This is a genomic window from Pedosphaera parvula Ellin514 (genome assembly GCF_000172555.1).
Lineage (GTDB): Bacteria > Verrucomicrobiota > Verrucomicrobiia > Limisphaerales > Pedosphaeraceae > Pedosphaera.
The window spans coordinates 24,759-46,652 of record NZ_ABOX02000004.1; the positions used below are offsets into that span (position 1 = coordinate 24,759).

Consider the following 21,894-nt stretch of genomic DNA (forward strand, 5'->3'; position numbering starts at 1 on the left):
GGCCAAATTAAAGTTGTGCCGTCCGACTGTCAAACTCTTATTCCACCTTAAATGCCAGTTCCCGCATTAATTTGGGAGGGCGACTTCCTCGCGATTTTTCTCAATCACTTCGGCAACCGCGCGGCTCACGTTGCTAAGATTGAAGGGTTTGGCCAGGTGAGGATTGCCAGTGGACTCGAGGAAAGCCTTGGTTTCGGTGTTTACCACGTCGCCAGTAACGAAAATAATTCGGCGTGCCAGCTCTGGTTTGATATGCACCGCCATGGTGTAAAACTGCTGGCCGTTGATTCCTGGCATACGAAAATCTGAAACCACGAGGTCAAAATCCTGTGTTTCAATCAATTCCAACGCATCCGTGGCAACATGGCAGGTGGTAATCGTATAGCCGAGCAGATCAAGCATTTCGCTGAGCATTTCCGCCAGGGATTTTTCATCGTCCAAAACCAGGATGTTGCCTTTGCACGACTTGAGAATCGCGTTTGCCCGGGTGAACATCGCCGTGTCGCCCGAAGATACCCGCTCACGAGGATTGGGTTGTGAGGCGGTGAACTCCAAAACAAACCCGGCACCACCCAATGATGCGGCCTGATAGAAGATGCGGCCTTGATGCTCGGTCATGATGCTGTGTGCGATGGATAACCCCAATCCAGTGCCGGTGCCAACTTCCTTGGTGGTAAAGAAAGGCTCAAAAATTTTTGTGGCCAGATGCAAAGGAACACCGGGACCACTATCTTCCACCGCAATTTGCACTTTCTCCCCCACCCTCCGGGTTTGGAGCTTTAGCCTGGCGGGACCAGATATATCAGCCATGGCCTGTACGGCGTTGTTCAGGAGGTTCACGAGCAGTTGCTGGATTTGATCCGGATCGGCCAATACGGGAGGAAGCTCGGGATCCAACTCGAGTATCATTTCAGTTTTTGCCATCGAGGCGTCCAGTTTCCAAAAATCGACCAACCGGCTGATGAGCTCATTGAAAACGATCAGTTCCCGGTGAGCCGGTTGTTCCCGCGCGAAGGAGAGAAAGTTGGTGACCAACTTTGCGGCGCGATTACTTTCATGAGCGGCTTTTTCAAGATCAGCGCGGGTTTGAGGATTCACCTCATGGTGGGCGAGGACGAGTTCAAGATACCCTTTGACGACCGCCAGCGGATTATTCAACTCATGCGCCACACCTGAGATCATCTGGCCCAAGGCGGAAAGCTTTTCCGCCTGGCGCAATTGCTGTTCCAGGCGGGCGCGTTCGGTTAATTCGATAAGAAAGAATTGATAAGCGGGAGTGCCGTCCAAACTGATTTGACTGACATTTACCTCCAACGAAACAATGCCACCATTCTTGCGCACCAGGTTCAGAGGCCGCTGGCGGCAAAGGAACTGAAACCATTCCCCGCTGTTTTGGGGAATGGCTGAACTGGAGTCCTTCACATGGCAAAATGTGATCAAGTAATGCTGGTCGGCTTCGTTCCGTTGGATGCCCAGCAATCTTTCGCCAGCCTGGTTAATCTCCAAAATTCGAAAATCATCAACGCTGGTGATCACAATGGCCTCGCCTGCCTGGTCAAAGAGCTTCTGGTAACGTTCTTCCGTGGAAATAACCCTGGATGCGAGGGCATCACGCTCTTCCATCCGGGTTTGGGCCTGGCTCACAATGATCTGGAGCGTATGCCTGGCTTCTTCCAGAACGAGGATGATCATGCTTACCGCCAGGGTTAGCTGGAGAACGGCAGAACTAAAGAGGGCAAGGCTGGTCCAATTCTCCGCTCTTTCGAGAAAGGGATAAGCAGCCATATAAAACCCCCAGAGGAAAAAGCCGATGGTGAGGAGAGTCGCTCCGACATAAGGCTGTTTGCGACGATATTTAAAAAAACTGTAGGCCGTGAAGAAGCTGGCGATGGCGATCAGCCAGAGGATGGGTATTTGCATCTCCAAAGGCCTTTTTAAATGATAAGCCCCGATATAGCTCCAAACCAGGAGAAAGACCATGAACCACGCAAGACTGGATTGTCTCACCGGATGTCCCAGAAAGGCGAGGCTGCCCCAAAGAAGAAAGACTGCCGATATGCCGATGCTCCATTGCTGAAGCATAAGCTGGATGGGCTCTCCGGCGGCTTGAAAGCCGAAGCTCAGACTCATCCACAAGGCGTAGAACAACCAGGCCACCGTCCAGATGCTGAAGTAGCGTCGCTTGGTGTAGCGGTTCAGATAATAGAACAATGCGACTAAAACCCAGACACTCAGTAAAGAAACCAAGACGCCCGCCTTCAGGTATTCGCGCGTAAAATGCAGATCCGGGCCAATCTTAGTGAACCAATACATGCATGTTCTTTTTGCTCAAGCTCATTAGCTGGTTGAATGCCAAGTTCATCGTAAAGCCTTGCTTTTGGCAAACTGCAGGCATCCGGGCCTGATTTCGCCGGGTCATGTTGGAGCTAACGTGGCAGCAGGAGGATGGGACGAATTGGCCCATTATATGCTAACGTTATGATATGAGATTTAAGGTTGCAGCGATTTGTGGGTTGATTGTTTTGTCCGGCTGGGTGGCCAGGTCGGCCGATGGGCAGCAGCAGGTTAAGACGAACCAGCTGAAGTTGAGCAAGGTGGTGACGAACAATACGGTGCTGGTGAAGACAAATCTGGCCATTGGGGCGGTGACGATTCCTGTCCCGGTGTTGGTTACCAATGCGACTCCGCAAATGCCGGGGGATCCTTACACGAATAGTGTGGGGATGGAGTTTGTTAAGCTGGGCGGTGGCTCCTGGGCTGGCCGATATGAAGTGACGCAGAGGGAATATCAGTTGGTGATGGGTAGCGCTCCGAGCCATTTTTCAGGAGCGAGATTGCCGGTGGATAGTGTGACGTATGATGATGCGGTGGAGTTTTGCCAGAAGCTTACGGAACAGGAATTGAAGGAGAAAAAGTTGCCGGAGGGTTTTAGTTACACCTTGCCGACGGAAGGGCAATGGGAGGGATTGGTGGCGGATGCGAGCCTGGCCCAGGCGGTGACGAGCGCGAATGGGTCGCGGTCAAGCACGAGTCCGGTGGGGAGTTTGGCGCCGAACAGCCTGGGTTTATATGACGTTCGAGGAAATGTGATGGAGTTTTGCCTGGGGTCGGCGATGCCTTATCGCGTGCTGCGCGGTGGTTCGTGGCAGGATTGGATTAGTGTCAATCTGCGGCTTGATTTCAGATATTACGCCCGACCGGATGAACGCAAGGATACTTTTGGCTTTCGCTGTTTGCTGGTCCAGTCGGGGAAGAAGTAGTAGCTGCTGAATCAGAAATGAAATGATGCGTTTGTGTTTGGATTGGCATGGGCCTGCTCTCCGGCAGCGGTAATTGACCCAAAAGAAAAATAATTGGGACCGATACCTTTTTATCTCTTGACCCAATGTCCTAATGCGTGCCCCCTTTAGGACCGCCCGCGCCATCCTCAAACGCATGGAACAATTATCGCGCCGCATTCTCTTTGCAACCATCCCCGGAGTCACTCACCGCAAGAACCTGAGTGCCAAAATTTTGGGTCTTAAGTAAGTGCCATTCTGGTGTGACCCCTTGATATCATCTTTGAAAATGATTTGTTGCGCGTTGGTATCATATTTCCAGGTTCACAGAGGTGATTTCAAATTTTCACTGCTCTTCGCTCTTCCAACTGCTTCTTTAACTGTTTTAGCTCACTTGTTAACTCATTGACCTTCTCCAAGTCTCGCGTGAAGTTCTCCATAAACTGTCCGTCGGTGGAGCGGACAGATTGGGTTTTTGGATCATAGGTCCATTTCCCCCAGTTTTGTTCGAGCAGATTTAAATAACCTAAAATAGCCTGTTCACGCAGAAGCTGTACTTTCCTATATTTGAGTGACTCGGGCTTGTCTATTTCAGCCGACCGAATGAAATCTTGCAGATATTCCTTCCTTACGTCGGGAGAAAGGTTGGCACGAGACAATTCCTCTGCAAGGCGGGCAGCAGCGCTTGTCCAGAAAGCTATAAGTTCTTGGCTTGCCGCAATACATGCCAGCGTCGCCTTCTTCCGCGCTTCCAAATCTGCCTTTTCCTTAACCAAAACCATACTCAACACTGGTGGATTTGTTAGCGCTGCGTAAGCCGTGCTGTATGCATTCGAAAACAGCCAGGTTTCGTTAGCAAGTTTCTGCTCCAGAGTTTCCGCTTTTGCATACTGGACGGACCATTGATGCCGGTAGACAAGTCCATAAGAAATCGCCCCTAAAAGCATCACATTCATCATCATACCGCTCAATGAGCGCCAAAAAAGACCTTTCGAGCCATGTTGTTTCATTTCTTTTATGGCTACGACTCCGAAACAAATCCCACAAAGCCAGAGGGAAGCAGTCGCTAGAAGAACCGCTGTTTTCCAAGATTCGCTGAGACGGAGAGGTTCGAACAGTGTCATACAGCTAATTACAGTCAGCAGTCCCGCGAACGGCGACCAGAAGCAAATTTTTGCCGCAGTCTTTGCAAACCGGAGCTTTCTGCAGGAAAAATCTGGGGATGTTTTTGACGTGTCATCACTGCCAGATGTCCTTTGATTCATTCTTATATTTCAACTGAGTCCGCAGAAAATCGCAACCATTTGCTCCTCGACTCACCAAAGCCACATTTGTAGATTTTCCGTCAAAGAAGCTATGAACCACCATCAGAATGCAACGCCTCCGATGCCCCAGAGCCCTCCGCCTGTTCCGACCGGTTACTGGTGCTCACGTTGCCGTGGCAAACTCAAACGCGACGCCAACCGTGGTGCCGGCATGCTCTTTGGACTCATTGGAGCTCTGATTGCCTCAGCTTTCAGCCCGCTTAAATGCCAAACCTGCGGCCCCATTCCCACTAACGAAAAAGGGGGCACCGAAGTAATGACACTGATCGCAATTCTTCCCAATCTCAAATAAAGCCAAAATGATCGAAAACAAGTGTAATTACGTTGGACCGCCCCCTTTACGACTAGCGGTGACTTTGGCATTCACTTTAATAGAATTGCTAGTCGTTATTGCCGTCATCGCGATCCTGGCTGCCTTGCTGCTGCCAGCACTGAACCGGGCAAAAAATGGGGCCAACAGGGCGCAGTGCGCCAGCAACCAGCATCAGATCGGCTTGGGCTGGCAGATGTATGTCAGCGATAATAATGATTCGTACCCCTGGATTCGAGGTTGGGCGTCAGCCGGAGGCCAACAGGGCGCCTATCCCGCCCTTGCTCCAGGTGTCGCCGCCGCTTTCGGCGTCACCACCGACTATACCAACCGGGTTTTGAATAAATATGTTCCCGCAGCCTCGGTCTGGCGGTGTCCTTCCGACAAGGGCGAAGCCATCTACCAGGTAAATAACTGTTTCGTCGCTTATGGCAATAGTTACTGCGTACAACACGACGTGGACGGCTGGAGCGTACAACACATTACTGCGGAAATAGACCCGAATTATGCCCACGGCGCCACGCCCATCAAAGGCAGCGACATTGCGGCCAGTCCGCTCAATAAAATCATTCAGGGCGATTGGGTTTGGGAATATCCCGGTAATAACATCACCAACGATCCAAGCACATGGTGGCACAACTATAAGGGCCAGCGGCGTTTCAACATTCTCTTTGGCGATGGGCATGTTGCATTCTTCGCTTTCCCACCTGCCATCAGCGCCAACCTGGCCGACTACCCGGCGCCCGCCGCCACCAACCTCTATTGGTAATCAAAAAGGGGGCAAACCAAAGTAATGACACTCATTGCAATCCTTCCCAACCTCAAATAAAACCAAAACTATCTAAAATAAGTGTCATTACTTGGGCCGACTCCTTTAAGGTGTTGGACTGCAGTAAAGAATCTACCAAATAAATGAAAACGAGCGGATTGAAAAAAAGCATAGCCCTAATTTGTTTTGCGATGCTCAGTTGGGTGATTTCTGGCTATTCGCAAAACTTGTCTTTGAGTCCGAATGGTATGCAATCGACCGAGAATGTCGTGAGCAACAATCTGAGACAAATCATGTTTGATCTTCGTGACACAATGGGTGACAGCGATCATTTTCCACATAGTTTTTCTGGGATAACAGTTCCTGTGGATACCAATCTCTTTGTATGTCCGGGGACTGGAAGCCGAGCTGGTTCTCTCGCTTCGATTGAAGAAAGGACCGATTATATTTATGCAGGTAATAATACCGAACAAGTTCCTAGGGCCGCCTTGATCATTTCTCCGCCCGAAAACTACGATGGTAAGTATGGTTATGTTGTTTGCACTGGTGGAGAATTCTTCCACTTACCTCCAGATCAGGTGCGCAAACTAGTTGAGGAACCGTGGCTCTTGGCTACAAACACGCCAGCAGAAATTATCGACTACATGAAACAGCGCGTTAATGTTGTCGTGCCGAAGAGGTTTAAAGCATCTTATCCTAAGGCTTACAGTCCGAAGAAGTTGAACCATTGAATTCTTCACAACAAGGGGGGCCAACCAAAGTAATGACTCTAATCGGCGGACGGGATGGAACGGGCGCTTCGCAGCAGTACGCAGAGTTACGGCGAATTCCGCAACTCTGGCAACGGAGGTTGGCTTAGGCTTTTTCTTCGATGAGTTCGCGCCGGGCGCCGCTGAGGAGTTGCTCGATGAAATTGGTGGAGTAGACGCCGCGTCGGAAGTTGGGGTCCTGCAATATGGCCTGCTGGAAGGAGATGGTGGTCTTGACGCCGGTGATCATGTATTCGCCGAGGGCGCGGCTCATCTTGTCCATGGCTTCGCGACGGTCTTTGCCGTAGGTGATGAGTTTGCCGATCATGGAGTCATACGTGGGCGGAATGGTGTAGCCGGCGTAGGCATGGCTATCGACGCGGACTCCCCTGCCCCCGGGTGAGTAATACATTTCGATGCGGCCGGGGCACGGGCGGAATTCGTCAAAGGGATCTTCGGCGTTGATGCGGCATTCGATGGCGTGGCCTTTGAATTGGATGTCGCTCTGGGAATGGCGGAGGGGTTCGCCCATGGCGATCATGATCTGGTAGCGGACGAGGTCGATGCCGGTGACTTCCTCGGTGATGGGGTGTTCGACCTGGATGCGCTTGTTCATTTCCAGGAAGTAGTAGTTGCCATTGTTGTCGACGATGAATTCAACGGTGCCGGCGTTGGTGTAATGGGCGAGTTCGGCGATCTTGACGGCGGCTTTGCCCATTTTGTCGCGGAGCTTGCGGAATTTGCCTTCGATGAGGGGCGACGGGGTTTCTTCGACTACTTTTTGGTTGCGGCGTTGGATGGAGCAATCGCGTTCGCCGAGATGAATGATGTGGCCCTTGTTGTCGCCGAGGATTTGAAATTCGATGTGGTGAGGATTCTCGATGAATTTCTCGATGTAAACGCCGGAGTTGCCGAAGGCTTTTTCAGCTTCGGTGCGGGCGGTGTGGTAGCCTTTGACGAGGGAGATGTCGTTGTGAGCCACGCGCATGCCACGGCCACCGCCACCGGCAACAGCTTTGATCATGACGGGGTAACCGATGCGCTTGGCGACGACGAGGGCTTCTTGTTCGTTTTCGACGATGCCTTCGGAACCAGGCGGGATGGGGACACCGGCTTTTTTGGCAAGGGAGCGACTGACAGCTTTGTCTTCCATCGCATTCATCGCCCGCGAACTGGGTCCGATGAAGCGGATGTTACAGCTTTCGCAAACGTCAGCAAAATGGGCGTTCTCGGAGAGGAAGCCGTATCCTGGATGGATGGCATCGACATCGGCTATTTCAGCGGCGCTGATAAGGCGATCGATGCGGAGGTAACTCTCGTTGCTGGGGGCCTTGCCTATGCAGATGGCTTCATCGGCGAGTTGGACGTGCATGGAGTTGGCATCCTGGTCGGAATAAACGGCGACGGTGCGGATGTTCAACTCTTTGCAAGCGCGAATAATTCGGACGGCAATTTCTCCGCGGTTGGCTACCAAGACTTTTTCAAACATGGGTAAAGCTATTCTGAATTATCGCGTTGCGTGTGCAATCAAGCGCTCGGAGATAATGACTTATAGAGGACGAATTTTAAACAGTGGTTGCCCAAATTCGACGGGTTTGGCGTTTTCGACCATGATCTGGGTGATAACTCCACGAGCTTCGGCTTTGATTTCGTTCATCACCTTCATGGCTTCAATGATGCAAACCACGGTATCAGGACTAACCTCGGTGCCAACTTCCACGTAATTGGCTGCTTCGGGGGATGGAGCCCGGTAGAAAGTGCCGATCATGGGCGATTTGATCTCAGTCTCGGAAGAAGTGCCAATTGGGGCTTGCGGCAAGGAAGAGCTGCCCGCTCCTGGGAGAGAAACTTGAGGTGCATAGCCGATTGCCGAAACATCTTCGTATTGGGGAGTGGCGACTACCCCATTTCCACCCCGTTTGAGTTTAATCTTAAATTCCTGACGCTCCAGTTCAAACTCCGAGATGGAGTTTTTTTTCATCAAATCAATGATGGCTTTTATGTCTTTTAAGTCCACAAACCCGCTTTCGTTTAGGTTTTGATCCGCCTGCTTCCCCGCATCGGATCAATTTTTCCAAGCAGCGACTATTACGAGTCCTGCATAGTTCGTTATTCAGTGGGTGGCACAGTAGACAGGGGGAGAAAAGGCGTCAAGTCGTAAAATCTGCCCCTTAATTGCACTTGGATTTCAAGAGAATTAGGCGTTTAAAGGTCATTTTCTGAATGGATTTAGACCGCTTTAACGATAATAGCGGCTTCCAACCCTAGAACGTAGGAGTTTGCGCCAAATCCAGCTATAACACCACGGCAAACCGGCGCTATGAGCGATGTATGCCGGAACTCCTCGCGCGCATGAACGTTCGATAAATGAATTTCAATGGTAGAAATCCCAACCGCACTGATTGCATCCCGTAACGCAATGCTGGTGTGGGTGTAGGCAGCAGCATTTAGGACGATGGCATCGAACTTCCCTTTGGCCTCTTGAATCCAGGTGACCAACTCCCCTTCCAAATTGGATTGGCGAAATTCAATCTCCACTTTCTGCTTGGCGGCACGGTCCCGAACCATCGCCTCTATGTCCGCCAACGTAGTCCGTCCATAAACCTCAGGCTCTCTTTGTCCGAGCAGGTTCAGATTTGGACCATTTAGAAAAAGTATTTTCATTTCTGAGAGGAAAACCTATCCAGTCGAATGTTGCCTGTCGATGCGATTCGGCACCTGCCCCAGCAGCCATCCCATGAACCCAAACGCAATCCAGGACAGGGCTGGAATATAAAGCCCAAATTCAACAGTGCTTTGCAATGCCCAACCTAACAAGCCCAGCCAAACACCCAACTTGAGCCAATGGCCACGGATATCTGTTCTCGAATAAATAAAATAGATCGAATAGCTTAGAAAAGCGGCATACAGCAGGAAACCTAATACACCGGAATCCGATGCCTGTTGCAGGTAATCGTTATGAGTTAGACGCGACATCTCGGACTCGGGTTTCTTGATCTTCTCATAAGCCTTTGCAAATGTCCCGGGCCCCGTCCCGAACACAGGATGCACCTTTGTCGTCTCAACCGCTGCGCGCCAATAATCTCCTCGTGCAACCACGCTCGTAGCCCCCTTTTTGAAGAAGCCTTGGTATTTCAATGCAAAGCCTGCCACCCCCAAAACCATGAAGGTCCCTACAATCGCCAATCTGACTCGCTGTTTCATCGGCATGAAAAAGCTACCCACCAACAGAGTCACAAGCATCAACAGCCACCCGCCCTTCGATCCCGACCAATACAAACATCCCAATGCCGCCACGCCATACAGGGCCATCAAAAAAACCCTCGCACCGCTTGTTAAACGCTCTCGCAGCGACCATATAAACGCCAACGTTGGCGGCAGCACCAGCAGGATCACTCCAGCCAGGGCATTCGGATAGAACAAGGTGGCAAAAATTCGATTGCTTGAAACCTTCTTCAATAACTCCGGCGGCACTGTCTTCAAGGTTGGATATATATAGAGGTAGAAGTAGCGTCTTGTTTCCTCCAACCCTCCAAAATGCTGTTGAAATCCCACGATCAACACCCACGTGAACCCTGCTAACAGCCCACCCCAAAACCATCCGATTGCTCGAACACGACTCAGCGAGAACAAGCCCAAATAAAAGCACACCACGCAAGTCGTAAAATGGGCAAGTGTCGCCCGTGTCAGTGCCTTATCCACCGTACTCGTGCCGGCTATGAATTCCCAAACCAGCCACGCCAGCGGCAATGCCACCAGGAACTTCGGTGCATTTGTCTCCCTTTTCGCCACCATCAATCCCAGCACCGTCACCCCGGCCAGCAACCAATAACCCCAAATTGCCGGCCACGGGTTTAAAATCATCTCCAAAAAATTCGCCGGCGGATCAACGAGCTTTTCCATTATCACTGGATTGCCAAACTTCACCAACGCCAACCCCAACAACAATCCAAACAATCCTGCGAAGACATTTGGCAACGGGCCACTCTCCACCTTGGGCGCAGATTCCACCTTCCTGTTTTTTTGTTCCACGCTCATGGATTACTCACTGAGGTTTGAAGTTTACTCCATTCCTCCTCACAACTGCAGTTCCAGCAACCCAACTTCCAACGCCAGTGCCTCCTGCACATTCGACCCCAACAATCGCTGCATCCGTTCCAGCACCTGTAAATTCTTAATTGCCTGCTCTGACGAAATCCGCTTCGCCACCTGTGCAGCCGTCGGCAATTCCGGGAAACTCAGCAGTTCTGCGCCCTCCAACGGCATCGTCCGCAGCCAGACATCCCTCAACCACCACTGTAGCAAACCCAGCACATCCGCACGCTGCAACCGGTATTCCGCCTCGATGGCTGCCGACAACTCCTCTTCCCACCTGTCCCGCAACTTCGGATCTAAATCATCATAACGCTCCAGCGGGGACCGTGCGGTCAGCGCCTTCTCAATCTCTTCCTTCAACTCCCCCAGCGTCTTCAGCAACACCCCGAGCAATCGATACCTCCCCAACAAGCTCTTCTGCTCTTCCGCAGCCAATTCACTGAAAGCCCTCAACCACTCCATCTGCGCTGCCGCCAAAGCCTTGTTTCCTTCGCCCGCAAAATTCAACCGCAGGCAGCGCGACAGAATCGTTTCCAAAATCTTCTGCGGCTCCGTCGTCAATAAAACCAAAATCGACTTCGCTGGCGGCTCCTCGAGCGTCTTCAAAAATGCATTCGCCGCCTGCACATTCAGTCGATCCGCCGCCACTATCACCGCCACCTTATACTCCGCCTCATTCGGCTTCAGGTTGATCTCCTGCATCAAATCCCGCATCTGATCGATCGTCACCACCCGCGACTTCGACTCCGGCCGTACCCAATGCACATCCGCATGATTCTCCGCATCGATCTTTCGGCAGTTCACGCACTTGTCGCAGCAATCCACCGCCGGACCGCCCGGCACCAACCGCACCGGCTCCTGGCAATTCAGCGTCTTCGCCAACGTCCGTGCCAACGCCTCCAATTCCCCCAGGGAATGACCGCTGAACAGGTAACCGTGCGCCAGCCGTCCCCGCTCCAAACTCCGCTGGAGCAAGGTCACCGGCTGCTTCTGCTCTGGAAAATCTTTAAACGACATCGCAATTCTTAAACTTTTATAAGCTCTCACCCTGCTCCAAGTCACTAACTAATCGCTAACCTTAATCCATGTTTATGCTTGCCCAGGATCGAAAAACCGCATTTTTCAAACTAAAAGCTCTCGAATTTGAAAGCAACCAGCGGAGTGCGCACACCAGCCATCCATTTTATCCTGACCTTGTGAATATGTTACAATTACCTCAAATTAATAAAGTGCATCGTAAAGATCCACTCACTCTCAATCGCTACGACACCGACGATCTACGCTGGCTTGCAGTGCAACAACGCAACCCCAACGCTGACGGGCACTTCGTCTATTCGGTCGCAACCACCGGCGTCTATTGCCGGCCTGCTTGTCCTTCACGGCTCGCCTTACGCGAAAACATCGCCTTCCATGATACCTGCACCGATGCCGAGCGCGCGGGTTTTCGCCCCTGCAAACGCTGCCAACCGACTGGTGCTTCACTCGCGAAGCGGCACGCCGATGCCGCAGCCAAGGCTTGTCGCATCATCGAAACTTCCGATCCCCTTCCCTCCCTCGATGAACTTGCCAATGCCGTCGGTCTGAGCCGCTATCACTTTCATCGAATCTTCAAAAAGACTGTTGGGGTAACGCCGCGGCAGTATTTCGCCGCGCATCGAAACGAACGCGTCCGCTCCGAATTGCGTTCGCAACCTTCCGTTACCCAGGCCATCTACGGCGCAGGCTTCAACTCCAGCAGCCGGTTTTACGAGCGCTCAACCGAGACTTTGGGCATGACGCCCGGCGAGTATCAAAAGGGTGGCAACGGCACTGTCATCCGCTACGGCTTCGCAGCTTGTCCCCTCGGACTCGCATTGATCGCAGGCACCGCACGCGGTATTTGTTCAGTAAGTTTCGGCATTAATCGAGCCCTCCTTGAAGAGGATCTGCGGAAAAACTTTCCCAAAGCCTCCTTCGAGAAAGCCGACCGCAGTTTCGATACCTGGGTCAAGGCCATCGTCGACCACATCAAAGACCCGGCCTCCCGCGTCGATCTGCCCCTCGACATCCGGGGTACCGCCTTTCAACAACGGGTCTGGCAGGCCTTGCGAGAAATTCCGGTCGGACAAACTGCCAGCTATACCGAAGTCGCCGCCCGGATCGGCCAACCCTCAGCGGTCCGCGCTGTTGCCCGCGCCTGCGCAACCAATCGCATCGCCGCGATCATCCCCTGCCACCGCGTAATCGGAACCAACGGCAGTCTCACCGGCTACCGCTGGGGCGTTGAACGCAAACGCCAGCTTCTCAAACAAGAACACGCAGTCACCAAAAACCAAAAAAAGTGAAGGCAACAGCCACGTAGACCAACCCAGCCACAACATGCACCAAACTTCCATGAAACAGAATGCATCCTTGCTTTTCCTTTTTCTGATTTTCGTGCCCCTTGTGCCTTTTTGTGGCCATCCCGAATCATGTCCTTCTCACTAAAACTGCCCTCAAACTATTCCAGCCGCGAGGTCATGGCCTTTCAAGCACGCGACCCGGAAGGACTCGCCGAACGCCTGGAACCAAACCGCATCCGCAAAGCATTCGTGTTCGAAGCCATCCCGCTTGTCCTCGATATTTCTCTGGCAAAGAACATGGCCAACTGCCGCATCGAAGCCGATCGCCCCCTCCCACACGCAACACGCACCACGCTACAACAGATCGCCCGCAACCTCCTCGCACTCCGCATCGATCCAGAACCTTTCGAGGCCATGGCCAAGGAGGACAACCTCCTCGCTTCGTTGGTTCAAAAGCAAACCGGCCTGCGCATTCCGCACACAACCACCCCGTTCGAAGCTCTGGCTTGGGCCATCATAGGCCAGCAAATCAATCTTTCCTTCGCCATAACACTGCGACGTTCCTTCATCCAACTCGCCGGAACGAAGCATTCCAGCGGACTCTGGTGCCACCCAGATGCCTCCGCTGTCGCACGACTCAATCCCGACCATCTGGGACAACTCAAATTCTCACGCGCCAAAGCTGAAACTCTGGTTCGCATGGCCCAACTCGTCGATTCCGGCAAACTGCCACTGGACGAATGGCAAAACCACTCTCCCGAAGAAATCCAAGCCGCCCTGCTCGCCATCAAAGGCATCGGCCCATGGACAGTCAACTACACCCTCCTCCGTGGTTTCGCCTTCGCCGACTGCTCCCTCCACGGCGATGCCGCTATTCGGAATGCCCTCAATCGCCTCAGCGGTTCAGCTACCAAACCAACTATCAAGGAGATAGAAACGCTTCTCCAACGCTACCGCCCACATCGCTCCATGACCGCCGCCCACCTCTGGAAAAGCCTCCATGTCGCCGCCTGAAACCTCGACTCGACTCTCAACTTCCATCGCACACGCGATCAACGATTCAATCCCACCGCCAGGCTTGTAGGTGGGGCGAGCTGCCCGTCCGGAAGCACCTCCATGAGCGCCGCACTGACATGGCCCAGAATTTTAATCCACCTTTTGCCTCAACACGCGTACGCACTCCACGACTCAACACCTCGTGCCCGCAATCCATTATCGGTGGAAAAGGCTGAGGCTATCAATCGTGCGGAAACAACAAGTGATCTATTAGCTGGAACGTCTGCGCCAACCGAGCCGGGCCAGGACAGCAAAACCGACTAGCTGTAATCCTCATCGTAATAGAATTGTGTGAATGCCGGCGGAAAAGTTTCCTCCGCCGTGTCCTGCGCCTTGGCGACACTCAAAAAGCCAATCACGGACGCGCTGGCAGCAACTGTCTGGTGGAGAAATTTGATAAATGTATCCTCCTGCCCGGTTGAATCCGGTTGCGAGCACATTCAGCGCCCACGACAAACGGAAGCCAGGTATTCACCCTATTGTCATGAATCTGGTCTTGTGGATGATTCAGGATGGGAGGTTAGAACAGATTCCATGCAAACTTCGTTGCAAAGGATGAAAAATGAATGATCCAAAATTATGCGGTGGAAGGATTCTTCGGAGCGCCGACCCGCTCAATCTCGAGATGCCGTTTGAAAAGCTCGAGAGCTTCATCACCGGAACAGTCCGCTGCAAGTCAAGTCGGGACACTAGCTGACTTTGCCTGATTAGATTCGAGGATAACAGTTCAATAAAAAGGAAAAATCGTATGCAAACATCTACAGTAGAGAAATCGCACCAGGAGCCAGTTGTTGTTCCACCCGGCTCCGGTGAGCAATTAAACATCGCTGGCAGTAAAACCCTTCACAAAATTAAGAGCAGTGCCACAAACGGTGTTTTTTCTGTTATGGAGTTCGTTACACCTCCGGGAAAAGGTGTAGCGCTTCATGTTCATGAACGCGAGGATGAGCTTGTTTATCTGCTGGAAGGGGAACTTGAAGTCACGCTTGGAGACCAAAAGATGAAAGCGGTTCCAGGTGTCATGGCATTGTTGCCAAGAGGAATTCCTCATGGTTTTACAAACATTGGGAACAAGCCCAGCAGGCTTTTGGACACTATATTACCGGGCCAGTTTGATAATTATTTTGTGGAACTGGCGGCTCTATATGCAGCTGGAGAGCCATCAGAAGAGCAAATTGATGCACTCTCCAGAAAGTACAGGATTAGATATCTATAAGGTAATTAAGTGAATTGGTAAGCCGGGATTCCGGGCCGCTGGCGACCGTGCAATCGCAATCCGCCGCCAGCGAGCGCGAATGTGAGGAATGACAACATCCTTGCATCCGGCTTACAAACGATTGAAGGGAGTCAGTCAATTGAAGAGATACAAAATCATTCTCCTTGTGATTGCCGTTTTGCTCGCAGCGGCCTGGTACGCGTTCCGTCCGGAACGTCTGTTCATAAAGCAACGGGTCCACGAAGAACTACCGACTACGCAGGCGGTGAATTCGCCGGCGAAACCGCTCGCCTCGGGCAAATTCCATTTAGGAGCGCACCCGACAAGTGGAACTGCCGCAGTCTATCAGTTAGCCGGAGCCGCACTTGTCGAAAGCGCGGAGCGAAATTTCGGTAGTCTGGATAAACTCGACATCGGCAGCCGTTGGCCGAGCTTCACAACACAGGGAGGCGGACGATGAAGGCGATCGTGGTGACGGACCAGGCTGCGGGAACGGCCGGGATGAAGCTGGTGGAGCGGCCCGAGCCGCAGGCGGCGATAAACGACGTCGTTGTTCAGATTCATGCGTCGGGATTCACCGGGAATGAGCTGACGTGGCCCTCGACCTGGACCGATCGCGCCGGCCGTGACCGGACTCCTTCAACCCCCGGACACGAGCTGGCCGGAGTGGTCACCGCTCTCGGCTATGGCACGACGGGGCTGTCGATTGGACAGCGGGTGTTCGGCCTCACGGACTGGTATCGCGACGGCACGCTGGCGGAGTATATGGCCATCGAGGCACGCAGCCTCACACCGCTGCCGGGCGACGTTGACTTCACCGTGGGCGCGGCCCTCGTGATGGCGGGCCTGACTGCGTGGCAGGGGCTGTTCGAGCACGGTCGCATTCAGGCGGGGCAGAGCGTCCTGGTGCACGGTGCGGCCGGCGTGGTCGGTTCGATGGCGACCCAGCTCGCACGTGAGGCCGGCGCGTACGTCATCGGCACCGGGCGCGCTGCCGGCCGTCAGACGGCGCTCGACTTCGGCGCGCAGGAGTTCGTCGCCCTCGATAAGGGCGCCCTGGAAGACGTCGGCAAAGTCGATCTGGTTTTCGATGTCCTCGGCGGCGACATCGCGAAGCGGTCTGCGGGCGTGATTCGCGCCGGAGGAACGCTGGTGACCGTCACCGGCCCGACCGAGGCGCGGCCCTCTGGCGGCCTGACTATCGACTTCGTCGTCGTACCCGATCGCGCCCAATTGAGTGAGCTCGTCCAGCGGGTCCGGGATGGTCGGCTGCGGACGAACATCGGCAAAGTGGCTGCCCTCGACGATGCGGTTGCCGCCCTCAACCCGACCGAGCGGATCAAGGGAAAGACGATCATCCGCGTTCATTCGTGAGGACTCGGGGAATGCCTAACGCCCACGAAGGTGCAATTCACGCGCCGAAGGAGAGTTTATATGTCGAACACGATTACACCGACCGTTTTCTATCGCACGCTTAACGTGGAGGGGCTGGAAATCTTCTATCGCGAAGCCGGTCCCCGGGATGCTCCCACCGTTCTGCTCTTGCACGGCTTTCCGTCGTCTTCTCATATGTTCCGCAATCTGATTCCCATGCTTGCCGATAAATATCATGTCGTTGCCCCAGACTTTCCTGGATATGGCGAAAGCTCATCACCGTCGGTCAACGATTTCGACTATTCCTTCGAACGGTTAGCGACTGTGACCGAAAAGTTCACCGAAAAGCTGAATCTTTCTTCATATGCGCTATACCTCTCGGACATAGGTTCATCGGCTGGCTTCCATTTAGCTGTCATGCATCCCGAACGAGTGACCGCCATGATCGTCCAAAACGGAGACGCCTATGTTGAAGCCATAAATAAGGAGTTCTTAAAAAAGGGATTATCTGACTATTGGGAAGATCGGAGCGAAAAGAATGCTCAAGTTCTACTCGACTGGCTTCTGACGATTGAAGGAACCAAGTGGCATTATCTGCATGGTGTCAGAGATCCGTCGAAGATCAGCCCTGACAATTGGGTGATCGACCAGGCTTATCAGGACCGACCGGGGAACAAGGAAATCCAACTTTCAATCCTCTACAAAGCCAAAAGGAATCTGGATGCCTATCCCGTTTGGCAGGAGTATTTCCGTAAACAACAGCCCCCCACGCTGATCACTTGGGGCAAAAACGATGGAATCTTTACGGTGAAGGGTGCTGAACTTTTTAAAAGAGATATTCCCAGCGCAGAGCTCCATCTTCTCGACACGGGCCATTTTGCGTTGGAAGAAGAAGTGGATCGCATTGGGTCGTTGATGCATGAGTTTCTCGACCGAACAATAAACAAGAAATAAGTATTGAAAGCGCGTTGCCAGGAGATCTCTTTTGATTTTGGATCCTCTCCATCGGATATGCAATGGAAGGACCCGGAATTGAAAGTTAGACGTTTGACGAAGTCGGACCTTAGGTGTGTCCACCGAAAAGAACAGACCTTTTCCGTCCAACGCGTAACCTCCTCTTCTCTTCGATCTAAAGGGTTGGAGGCGCTGGGATTTCACATCAGAAGTAAGCCGGTTATCGCAGCACATCACGGAAAGGACAGAAGCGATGCATAACATGAAGAAGTTGTTGTTTCCATTGTTGCTGTGTCCGTTGTTGCTTTTTCCACTGCTCGCATCCAGTAGCGCAGATACCCACGTGGCAAAAGAGACACCTCTATTCAGGAGAGAGCTTCCGGATGTGCCTGGGAAAGAAGGCCTAATTGAAACAGTCGTTCTCGCTCCGGGCGAGGTCGTTCCGACGCATCGACATAAAGCAGATGTCTTTGCGTACGTGCTACAGGGAAGTGTCGTTACGCAATTGAAAGGCGGTAAAGCACAGACAGTTCACGCCGGCGAAGCCTTTTACGAATCGCCCACAGACGTACACATCGTGACTCGCAACGCGAGTACGACGCAACCCGCGACGCTTCTCGTTTTCTTTGTGAAAAAGACAGGTGCTCCGCCAACTGTGGCTGAGGAGAAAGCCAATGCCATTCGCTAAGTGCGTGAAATGGAATCGAACCCAAACCGAGAGGCAACCATGAACCCACGATGGACTGGACTGGCGAAGTTCAGCTCGGTATATCTACGGCTCGCTCTGGGGATCTCGTTCCTTTCGGCCGTCGCAGGCCGGTTTGGCGTTTGGGGCGTTTATGGACAGCCCCATGTGTCCTGGGGCGACGCCTACGGCCGATTCGTGAGTTATACAGCCAAGCTCAACTGGTTTTTGCCAGCGGCGATGATCCCAGCGTTAGCGCTTGTCGCCACGGCCGCTGAAACTCTCTTCGGCATTCTCCTTGTTCTCGGTTTGAAAACTCGCATCACTGCTTTGCTAAGCGGAGTTCTTCTGACCATCTTTGCACTGACGATGGCGATGGCTTTGGGAATAAAGGCGCCTTTGGATTACTCGGTTTTTTCCGCAGCCGGGGGAGCGCTGCTCCTGGGAATTTGTACAGATTTCCCGTTCAGCTTGGACGAATTGGTTCGGCGGAATAGGCAGCACAGTGATCTCCAGAAGGGCGAATTAGCGAAGGAATCAGACACCTTGACCAAGAAAGGAGAAGTGTAAATGGGTATCATCTCACGAGGCTTTTCCGGTCGACGCAGCGCGGCAGATGTAAAGCTGCCGCCAGGGCAGTACCTCACTACCGACTTCCCCGTTTTGTCCGCAGGACCTACGCCACACGTGTCACTCGATCGTTGGGAATTTGTGATCGACGACGGTACGAATGTTCTGCGGAGATGGGACTGGAAGTCGTTTCGTGACTTGCCCACCGAGACCTTTACGGTTGATCTGCACTGCGTCACGCGATGGTCGAAACTCGGAACAACCTGGGAGGGCGTTTCCCTCGACACCATGCTTGAAGACGTGAAGACAGATGCTTCTCACGCAATGGCGCGTTCATACGGTGACTACACAACCAACCTGCCGTTGAGCGACCTCAGGAACAAGCAGGCGTGGATCGCGTTCCGCTTTGACAACAAAGATCTTGCACCGGAACACGGCGGACCTGCACGGCTTCTTGTCCCCCATCTGTATTTGTGGAAGAGCGCAAAGTGGGTGCGGGGTCTTACGCTGATGCACCAGGACAAACCTGGCTTTTGGGAAAGTCTAGGCTACCATTTTTATGGGGACCCGTGGCGGGAGCAGCGTTATTGGGGGGACGAGTGATGTGGCATATCGGAACAGTGGTTGCTCTACACGATGAAACGGCGACGGCGCGGACGATCACGCTCGACGTTTCAGATTGGCCAGGTCACGTCGCGGGCCAGCACGTTGACGTGCGTTTGACGGCCTCGGATGGATACTCTGCCGTTAGATCATACTCGATCGCCTCTGCAGCGAACTCCGAAAGGCGCATTGAACTAACCGTCGAACGACTGCCTGACGGCGAAGTCTCACCTTATCTCACGCAAGAAATCGCAGTCGGCGATCGTCTGGAGTTGCGAGGTCCGATCGGCGGCTGGTTCGTGTGGCGCTCCCAACAGACTGAACCGATCCAGCTAATAGCAGGGGGTTCGGGCATTGTTCCGCTCATGGCTATGATTCGCTCGCGCGCGCTGGCGGGCAGCATCGCGCCGTTTCGATTGTTGTATTCCGTCCGCGAACCGGAAGCGGTCTTTTACCGCCAGGAACTCCAGGCGCTATCTGATCACAACGGTTCCGTGAACCTTACGTACGCCCACACACGAATTGCGCCGAAGAATTGGCCGCGACCGCCCAGCCGCATCGACGCCGCTCTGATCGCGAATACCACCTGGCCGTCAAACCTTGTCCCGACTTGCTACGTTTGCGGCCCCACATCGTTCGTTGAAAGTGTTACTGGCTTCCTTAGCTCCTCTGGCAACAGCCCTGACAAGATCAGGACGGAGCGCTTTGGACCCACGGGAGATCGAAAATGAATTCACATAACTACGACTATCTTGACGGTAACGCTGCCGCAGGTGAGTTGAGCAACATATTTACCATGGATGTTACAGCTGCACGGGGACAGTGTGCGCACTGCGGCGCAATGAAGCGCTTTGCCGAGGCGCATTTATACATGGAAGGTCCCGGCCTCGTGGCGCGGTGCTCCGTTTGTCAGCACGTACTTCTTCGTCTTGTAAATGCTCGCGAGCGCGTGTTCCTTGATCTGCGTGGCATGACATGTTTGATTCTCGACACATCAGGGCTCCCGAAAGAACCGCCCCCTTTGTGACCCTTTTTGGCATACCCCTACCCGCTTGAAGGCGATTTGTTTGAGAAATCGATCATCGGTTCCTGCTCCCAGTCTGATGACGTCATCAAATACATCTCTAACCAATCCGAACATCACCGCAAAATGACCTTCCAGGAAGAATACCGAAAATTCCTGGAACGTTATCAGGTCCCCTACGACGAACGTTATGTCTGGGATTAATTCATCTTTCTCAATTCTGCTCTCCATCGACAAATGCAACAGTGAGTTGACGCGCTCCTCCAGGCATTTGCCCGACTTGTGCAGATACCATTGCCTTTGAAATCAAAATAAACGTAAGACCAGGCTGATCATCAGGCTAAGCGCTGCAACGATCAAACCGCCCCACACCAATCCCGGACCGGCGCCCCTTCTCAATACTGGTTCGTCTTCCCCCGGCATCATGTTCGGCATAGCTGTGGCGCCTGACTGGGCTGCGTTATTAACACAGACGCAGACGGCGACTGCATTCGGACCCGCATGGCTGATGCTCAAAGCAAGTGGATGCGCTCCATGGTTCCATCCCTCGACGCTTAAACGGGGCCGCCCCACATCATCGTGCATCACTTCGATCTGCCTGGGATGAAAGGCCGTCAGCATTTCACAACATTTGATCACCGCCTCCTTCGCCGCCCAGACACCGCAAAAGGATAGTTTCGGTTCAGGCCTCCTCAGGCAATACGCAATCTCCGCATCCGTGAAATGTTCCAAATAGAATGGCTCGGACCACGGATCACCGCTCCAGGGCATGTTATCGATCTGTTCGATATCGATTCCGATCAAAGCTCGCTCAGACATTCCTTTTTCCACGCCCCCATTCGTATCTGGCCTTGTCTCCTTTCGCAAAGCAGGCATGGGCAGACTCTGCTGGACGCTCGCATCTTGTCTAATCAGTTCTGCGTAACTGTTCGCGGTGTGCGCTGTCGTCAAATCAATCCCCGCCATGCGCTTCAGCGCGGCATGAAAGGTGTCGCGCGCCGCCGAGCCCTGCAAACGCTCGCGCGGAAATATAAACTCTTCCGTGACCGCCGCCTCCTCCACCTGGAAATATCGCGCGACCACCGAACGGATTTTATCTAAATCATGGTTCATGTAAGCCCCTGAAGATAAAGTGAACAGACATACCCTTCCGGTTCGATTAAGGAAACCAGCATCACCTCAAACTTGCGCAATTGTTTCACCGCCTGTTGTGAGGTTGCAAAAAGTTTGTCCTCTTCCCAAATCGAGGATTCCCCATACTGAATGCCAAAGCCATGAAACGTTCTGCAACGCTGTCCGCTCGAGTCTCAGATGTTACTAAACTCTGGGCATAACCGTTAAGTTCCAAAACCAACAGCAGTGTGAAAAGTGATCTCTAGGAATGGGTACAGCAGCCGGGAACTTCCAAACCTCCTCCCGTGTTGCTTGCGCCAAAACTAGGACTTATTTGAAGAACCGCATACGGGGTAATAACCCCATGCGCGAACATTCCTTCTTGAGCACCGTCCTCTCGATGTCTGAATTCCTCCATCCTTAAGTTTCAGCGGATGATACCACTCGTTATG

The 21,894-nt window shown here is 53.0% G+C and carries 24 protein-coding genes and 1 pseudogene; 16 read left to right on the forward strand and 9 right to left on the reverse strand.

All coding sequences use genetic code 11. The features are described 5' to 3' along the window. Nucleotides 1-66: 66 nt before the first annotated feature. Complete coding sequence (locus CFLAV_RS03870) at nt 67-2,313, reverse strand: hybrid sensor histidine kinase/response regulator (RefSeq protein ID WP_007413314.1); 2,247 nt, start codon at nt 2,311-2,313, stop codon at nt 67-69. 170 nt (nt 2,314-2,483) lie between these two features. On the opposite strand from CFLAV_RS03870, the gene CFLAV_RS03875 reads away from it, so the two are divergent. Next, nucleotides 2,484-3,260, forward strand: coding sequence for a formylglycine-generating enzyme family protein (locus CFLAV_RS03875; protein ID WP_007413315.1), 777 nt, complete (start codon nt 2,484-2,486; stop codon nt 3,258-3,260). Nucleotides 3,261-3,616: 356 nt separating this feature from the next. Here the strand turns inward: CFLAV_RS03875 and CFLAV_RS03880 are convergent, their stop codons facing one another. Beyond that, complete coding sequence (locus CFLAV_RS03880) at nt 3,617-4,402, reverse strand: hypothetical protein (protein ID WP_007413317.1); 786 nt, start codon at nt 4,400-4,402, stop codon at nt 3,617-3,619. Between the two features lie 232 nt (nt 4,403-4,634). Here CFLAV_RS03880 and CFLAV_RS03885 point away from each other — a divergent pair, with 232 nt between their 5' ends. The 3 genes from CFLAV_RS03885 to CFLAV_RS03895 all read left to right on the forward strand — a co-directional run bounded on the left by CFLAV_RS03885 (nt 4,635) and on the right by CFLAV_RS03895 (nt 6,413). Next, entirely contained in the window at nt 4,635-4,895 is a 261-nt protein-coding gene (locus tag CFLAV_RS03885; RefSeq protein ID WP_007413318.1) for a hypothetical protein, read from the forward strand. A 7-nt stretch (nt 4,896-4,902) separates the two neighbouring features. Continuing rightward, the gene (locus CFLAV_RS03890) at nt 4,903-5,682 is read left to right on the forward strand and encodes a prepilin-type N-terminal cleavage/methylation domain-containing protein (protein ID WP_007413319.1); all 780 of its coding nucleotides are present in this window, start codon (nt 4,903-4,905) and stop codon (nt 5,680-5,682) included. 143 nt (nt 5,683-5,825) lie between these two features. Further along, complete coding sequence (locus tag CFLAV_RS03895) at nt 5,826-6,413, forward strand: hypothetical protein (RefSeq protein ID WP_007413320.1); 588 nt, start codon at nt 5,826-5,828, stop codon at nt 6,411-6,413. Nucleotides 6,414-6,537: 124 nt separating this feature from the next. On the opposite strand, the gene accC is transcribed toward CFLAV_RS03895, so the two are convergent. The 5 genes from accC to CFLAV_RS31780 all read right to left on the reverse strand — a co-directional run bounded on the left by accC (nt 6,538) and on the right by CFLAV_RS31780 (nt 11,543). Further along, nucleotides 6,538-7,920, reverse strand: coding sequence for an acetyl-CoA carboxylase biotin carboxylase subunit (gene accC, locus CFLAV_RS03900; RefSeq protein ID WP_007413321.1), 1,383 nt, complete (start codon nt 7,918-7,920; stop codon nt 6,538-6,540). Nucleotides 7,921-7,980: 60 nt separating this feature from the next. Next, nucleotides 7,981-8,448 carry an acetyl-CoA carboxylase biotin carboxyl carrier protein gene (accB, locus tag CFLAV_RS03905; protein ID WP_040546878.1) on the reverse strand — a complete coding sequence of 156 codons (468 nt, stop codon included), beginning with the start codon at nt 8,446-8,448 and terminating at the stop codon, nt 7,981-7,983. 212 nt (nt 8,449-8,660) lie between these two features. Continuing rightward, entirely contained in the window at nt 8,661-9,095 is a 435-nt protein-coding gene (gene aroQ, locus CFLAV_RS03910) for a type II 3-dehydroquinate dehydratase (protein WP_007413323.1), read from the reverse strand. A 15-nt stretch (nt 9,096-9,110) separates the two neighbouring features. Continuing rightward, nucleotides 9,111-10,469 carry an O-antigen ligase family protein gene (locus CFLAV_RS03915; RefSeq protein WP_007413324.1) on the reverse strand — a complete coding sequence of 453 codons (1,359 nt, stop codon included), beginning with the start codon at nt 10,467-10,469 and terminating at the stop codon, nt 9,111-9,113. Between the two features lie 39 nt (nt 10,470-10,508). Next, nucleotides 10,509-11,543: a DNA polymerase III subunit gene (locus tag CFLAV_RS31780; RefSeq protein WP_007413325.1), complete on the reverse strand. Its 1,035-nt coding sequence runs from the start codon at nt 11,541-11,543 to the stop codon at nt 10,509-10,511. Nucleotides 11,544-11,728: 185 nt separating this feature from the next. Between CFLAV_RS31780 and ada the strand changes: the two genes are divergently transcribed. Both ada and CFLAV_RS03930 read left to right on the forward strand, forming a co-directional pair. Beyond that, on the forward strand, nt 11,729-12,850 hold the full coding sequence (gene ada, locus CFLAV_RS03925) for a bifunctional DNA-binding transcriptional regulator/O6-methylguanine-DNA methyltransferase Ada (RefSeq protein WP_150107262.1): 1,122 nt from the start codon (nt 11,729-11,731) through the stop codon (nt 12,848-12,850). 126 nt (nt 12,851-12,976) lie between these two features. Beyond that, nucleotides 12,977-13,861 carry a DNA-3-methyladenine glycosylase family protein gene (locus CFLAV_RS03930; protein WP_007413328.1) on the forward strand — a complete coding sequence of 295 codons (885 nt, stop codon included), beginning with the start codon at nt 12,977-12,979 and terminating at the stop codon, nt 13,859-13,861. A 302-nt stretch (nt 13,862-14,163) separates the two neighbouring features. Here CFLAV_RS03930 and CFLAV_RS03935 read toward each other — a convergent pair whose 3' ends face one another. Beyond that, nucleotides 14,164-14,343, reverse strand: coding sequence for a hypothetical protein (locus tag CFLAV_RS03935; RefSeq protein ID WP_007413329.1), 180 nt, complete (start codon nt 14,341-14,343; stop codon nt 14,164-14,166). A 308-nt stretch (nt 14,344-14,651) separates the two neighbouring features. Here CFLAV_RS03935 and CFLAV_RS31785 point away from each other — a divergent pair, with 308 nt between their 5' ends. From CFLAV_RS31785 to CFLAV_RS33900, 10 genes and pseudogenes are all read left to right on the forward strand, one after another. Then, the gene (locus tag CFLAV_RS31785) at nt 14,652-15,119 is read left to right on the forward strand and encodes a cupin domain-containing protein (RefSeq protein WP_007413331.1); all 468 of its coding nucleotides are present in this window, start codon (nt 14,652-14,654) and stop codon (nt 15,117-15,119) included. 88 nt (nt 15,120-15,207) lie between these two features. After that, on the forward strand, nt 15,208-15,579 hold the full coding sequence (locus CFLAV_RS31790) for a hypothetical protein (RefSeq protein WP_007413332.1): 372 nt from the start codon (nt 15,208-15,210) through the stop codon (nt 15,577-15,579). Beyond that, the gene (locus CFLAV_RS03950; protein ID WP_007413333.1) at nt 15,576-16,493 is read left to right on the forward strand and encodes an NADP-dependent oxidoreductase; all 918 of its coding nucleotides are present in this window, start codon (nt 15,576-15,578) and stop codon (nt 16,491-16,493) included. Before CFLAV_RS31790 ends, CFLAV_RS03950 begins: the two co-directional genes overlap by 4 nt. A gap of 60 nt (nt 16,494-16,553) precedes the next feature. Further along, nucleotides 16,554-17,447, forward strand: a complete 894-nt coding sequence (locus CFLAV_RS03955; protein ID WP_007413335.1) for an alpha/beta fold hydrolase — start codon at nt 16,554-16,556, stop codon at nt 17,445-17,447. A 262-nt stretch (nt 17,448-17,709) separates the two neighbouring features. Beyond that, on the forward strand, nt 17,710-18,135 hold the full coding sequence (locus CFLAV_RS03960; RefSeq protein WP_040546960.1) for a cupin domain-containing protein: 426 nt from the start codon (nt 17,710-17,712) through the stop codon (nt 18,133-18,135). A gap of 39 nt (nt 18,136-18,174) precedes the next feature. Further along, nucleotides 18,175-18,702, forward strand: coding sequence for a DoxX family protein (locus CFLAV_RS03965; protein ID WP_040546880.1), 528 nt, complete (start codon nt 18,175-18,177; stop codon nt 18,700-18,702). After that, the gene (locus tag CFLAV_RS03970; RefSeq protein WP_007413338.1) at nt 18,703-19,305 is read left to right on the forward strand and encodes a molybdopterin-dependent oxidoreductase; all 603 of its coding nucleotides are present in this window, start codon (nt 18,703-18,705) and stop codon (nt 19,303-19,305) included. Further along, nucleotides 19,305-20,036: a ferredoxin reductase gene (locus CFLAV_RS03975; protein ID WP_007413339.1), complete on the forward strand. Its 732-nt coding sequence runs from the start codon at nt 19,305-19,307 to the stop codon at nt 20,034-20,036. Before CFLAV_RS03970 ends, CFLAV_RS03975 begins: the two co-directional genes overlap by 1 nt. Beyond that, nucleotides 20,033-20,332, forward strand: coding sequence for a DUF6510 family protein (locus CFLAV_RS37545; protein WP_007413340.1), 300 nt, complete (start codon nt 20,033-20,035; stop codon nt 20,330-20,332). The genes CFLAV_RS03975 and CFLAV_RS37545 overlap by 4 nt, the downstream gene beginning before the upstream one ends. Nucleotides 20,333-20,386: 54 nt before the next feature. Continuing rightward, nucleotides 20,387-20,533, forward strand: a pseudogene (locus CFLAV_RS33900) (transposase); the annotation flags it as partial. A gap of 102 nt (nt 20,534-20,635) precedes the next feature. Here CFLAV_RS33900 and CFLAV_RS31795 read toward each other — a convergent pair. Further along, a complete protein-coding gene (locus CFLAV_RS31795; protein ID WP_007413342.1) occupies nt 20,636-21,442 on the reverse strand; it encodes a holo-ACP synthase in 807 nt (268 codons plus the stop codon). Nucleotides 21,443-21,894: the final 452 nt, after the last annotated feature.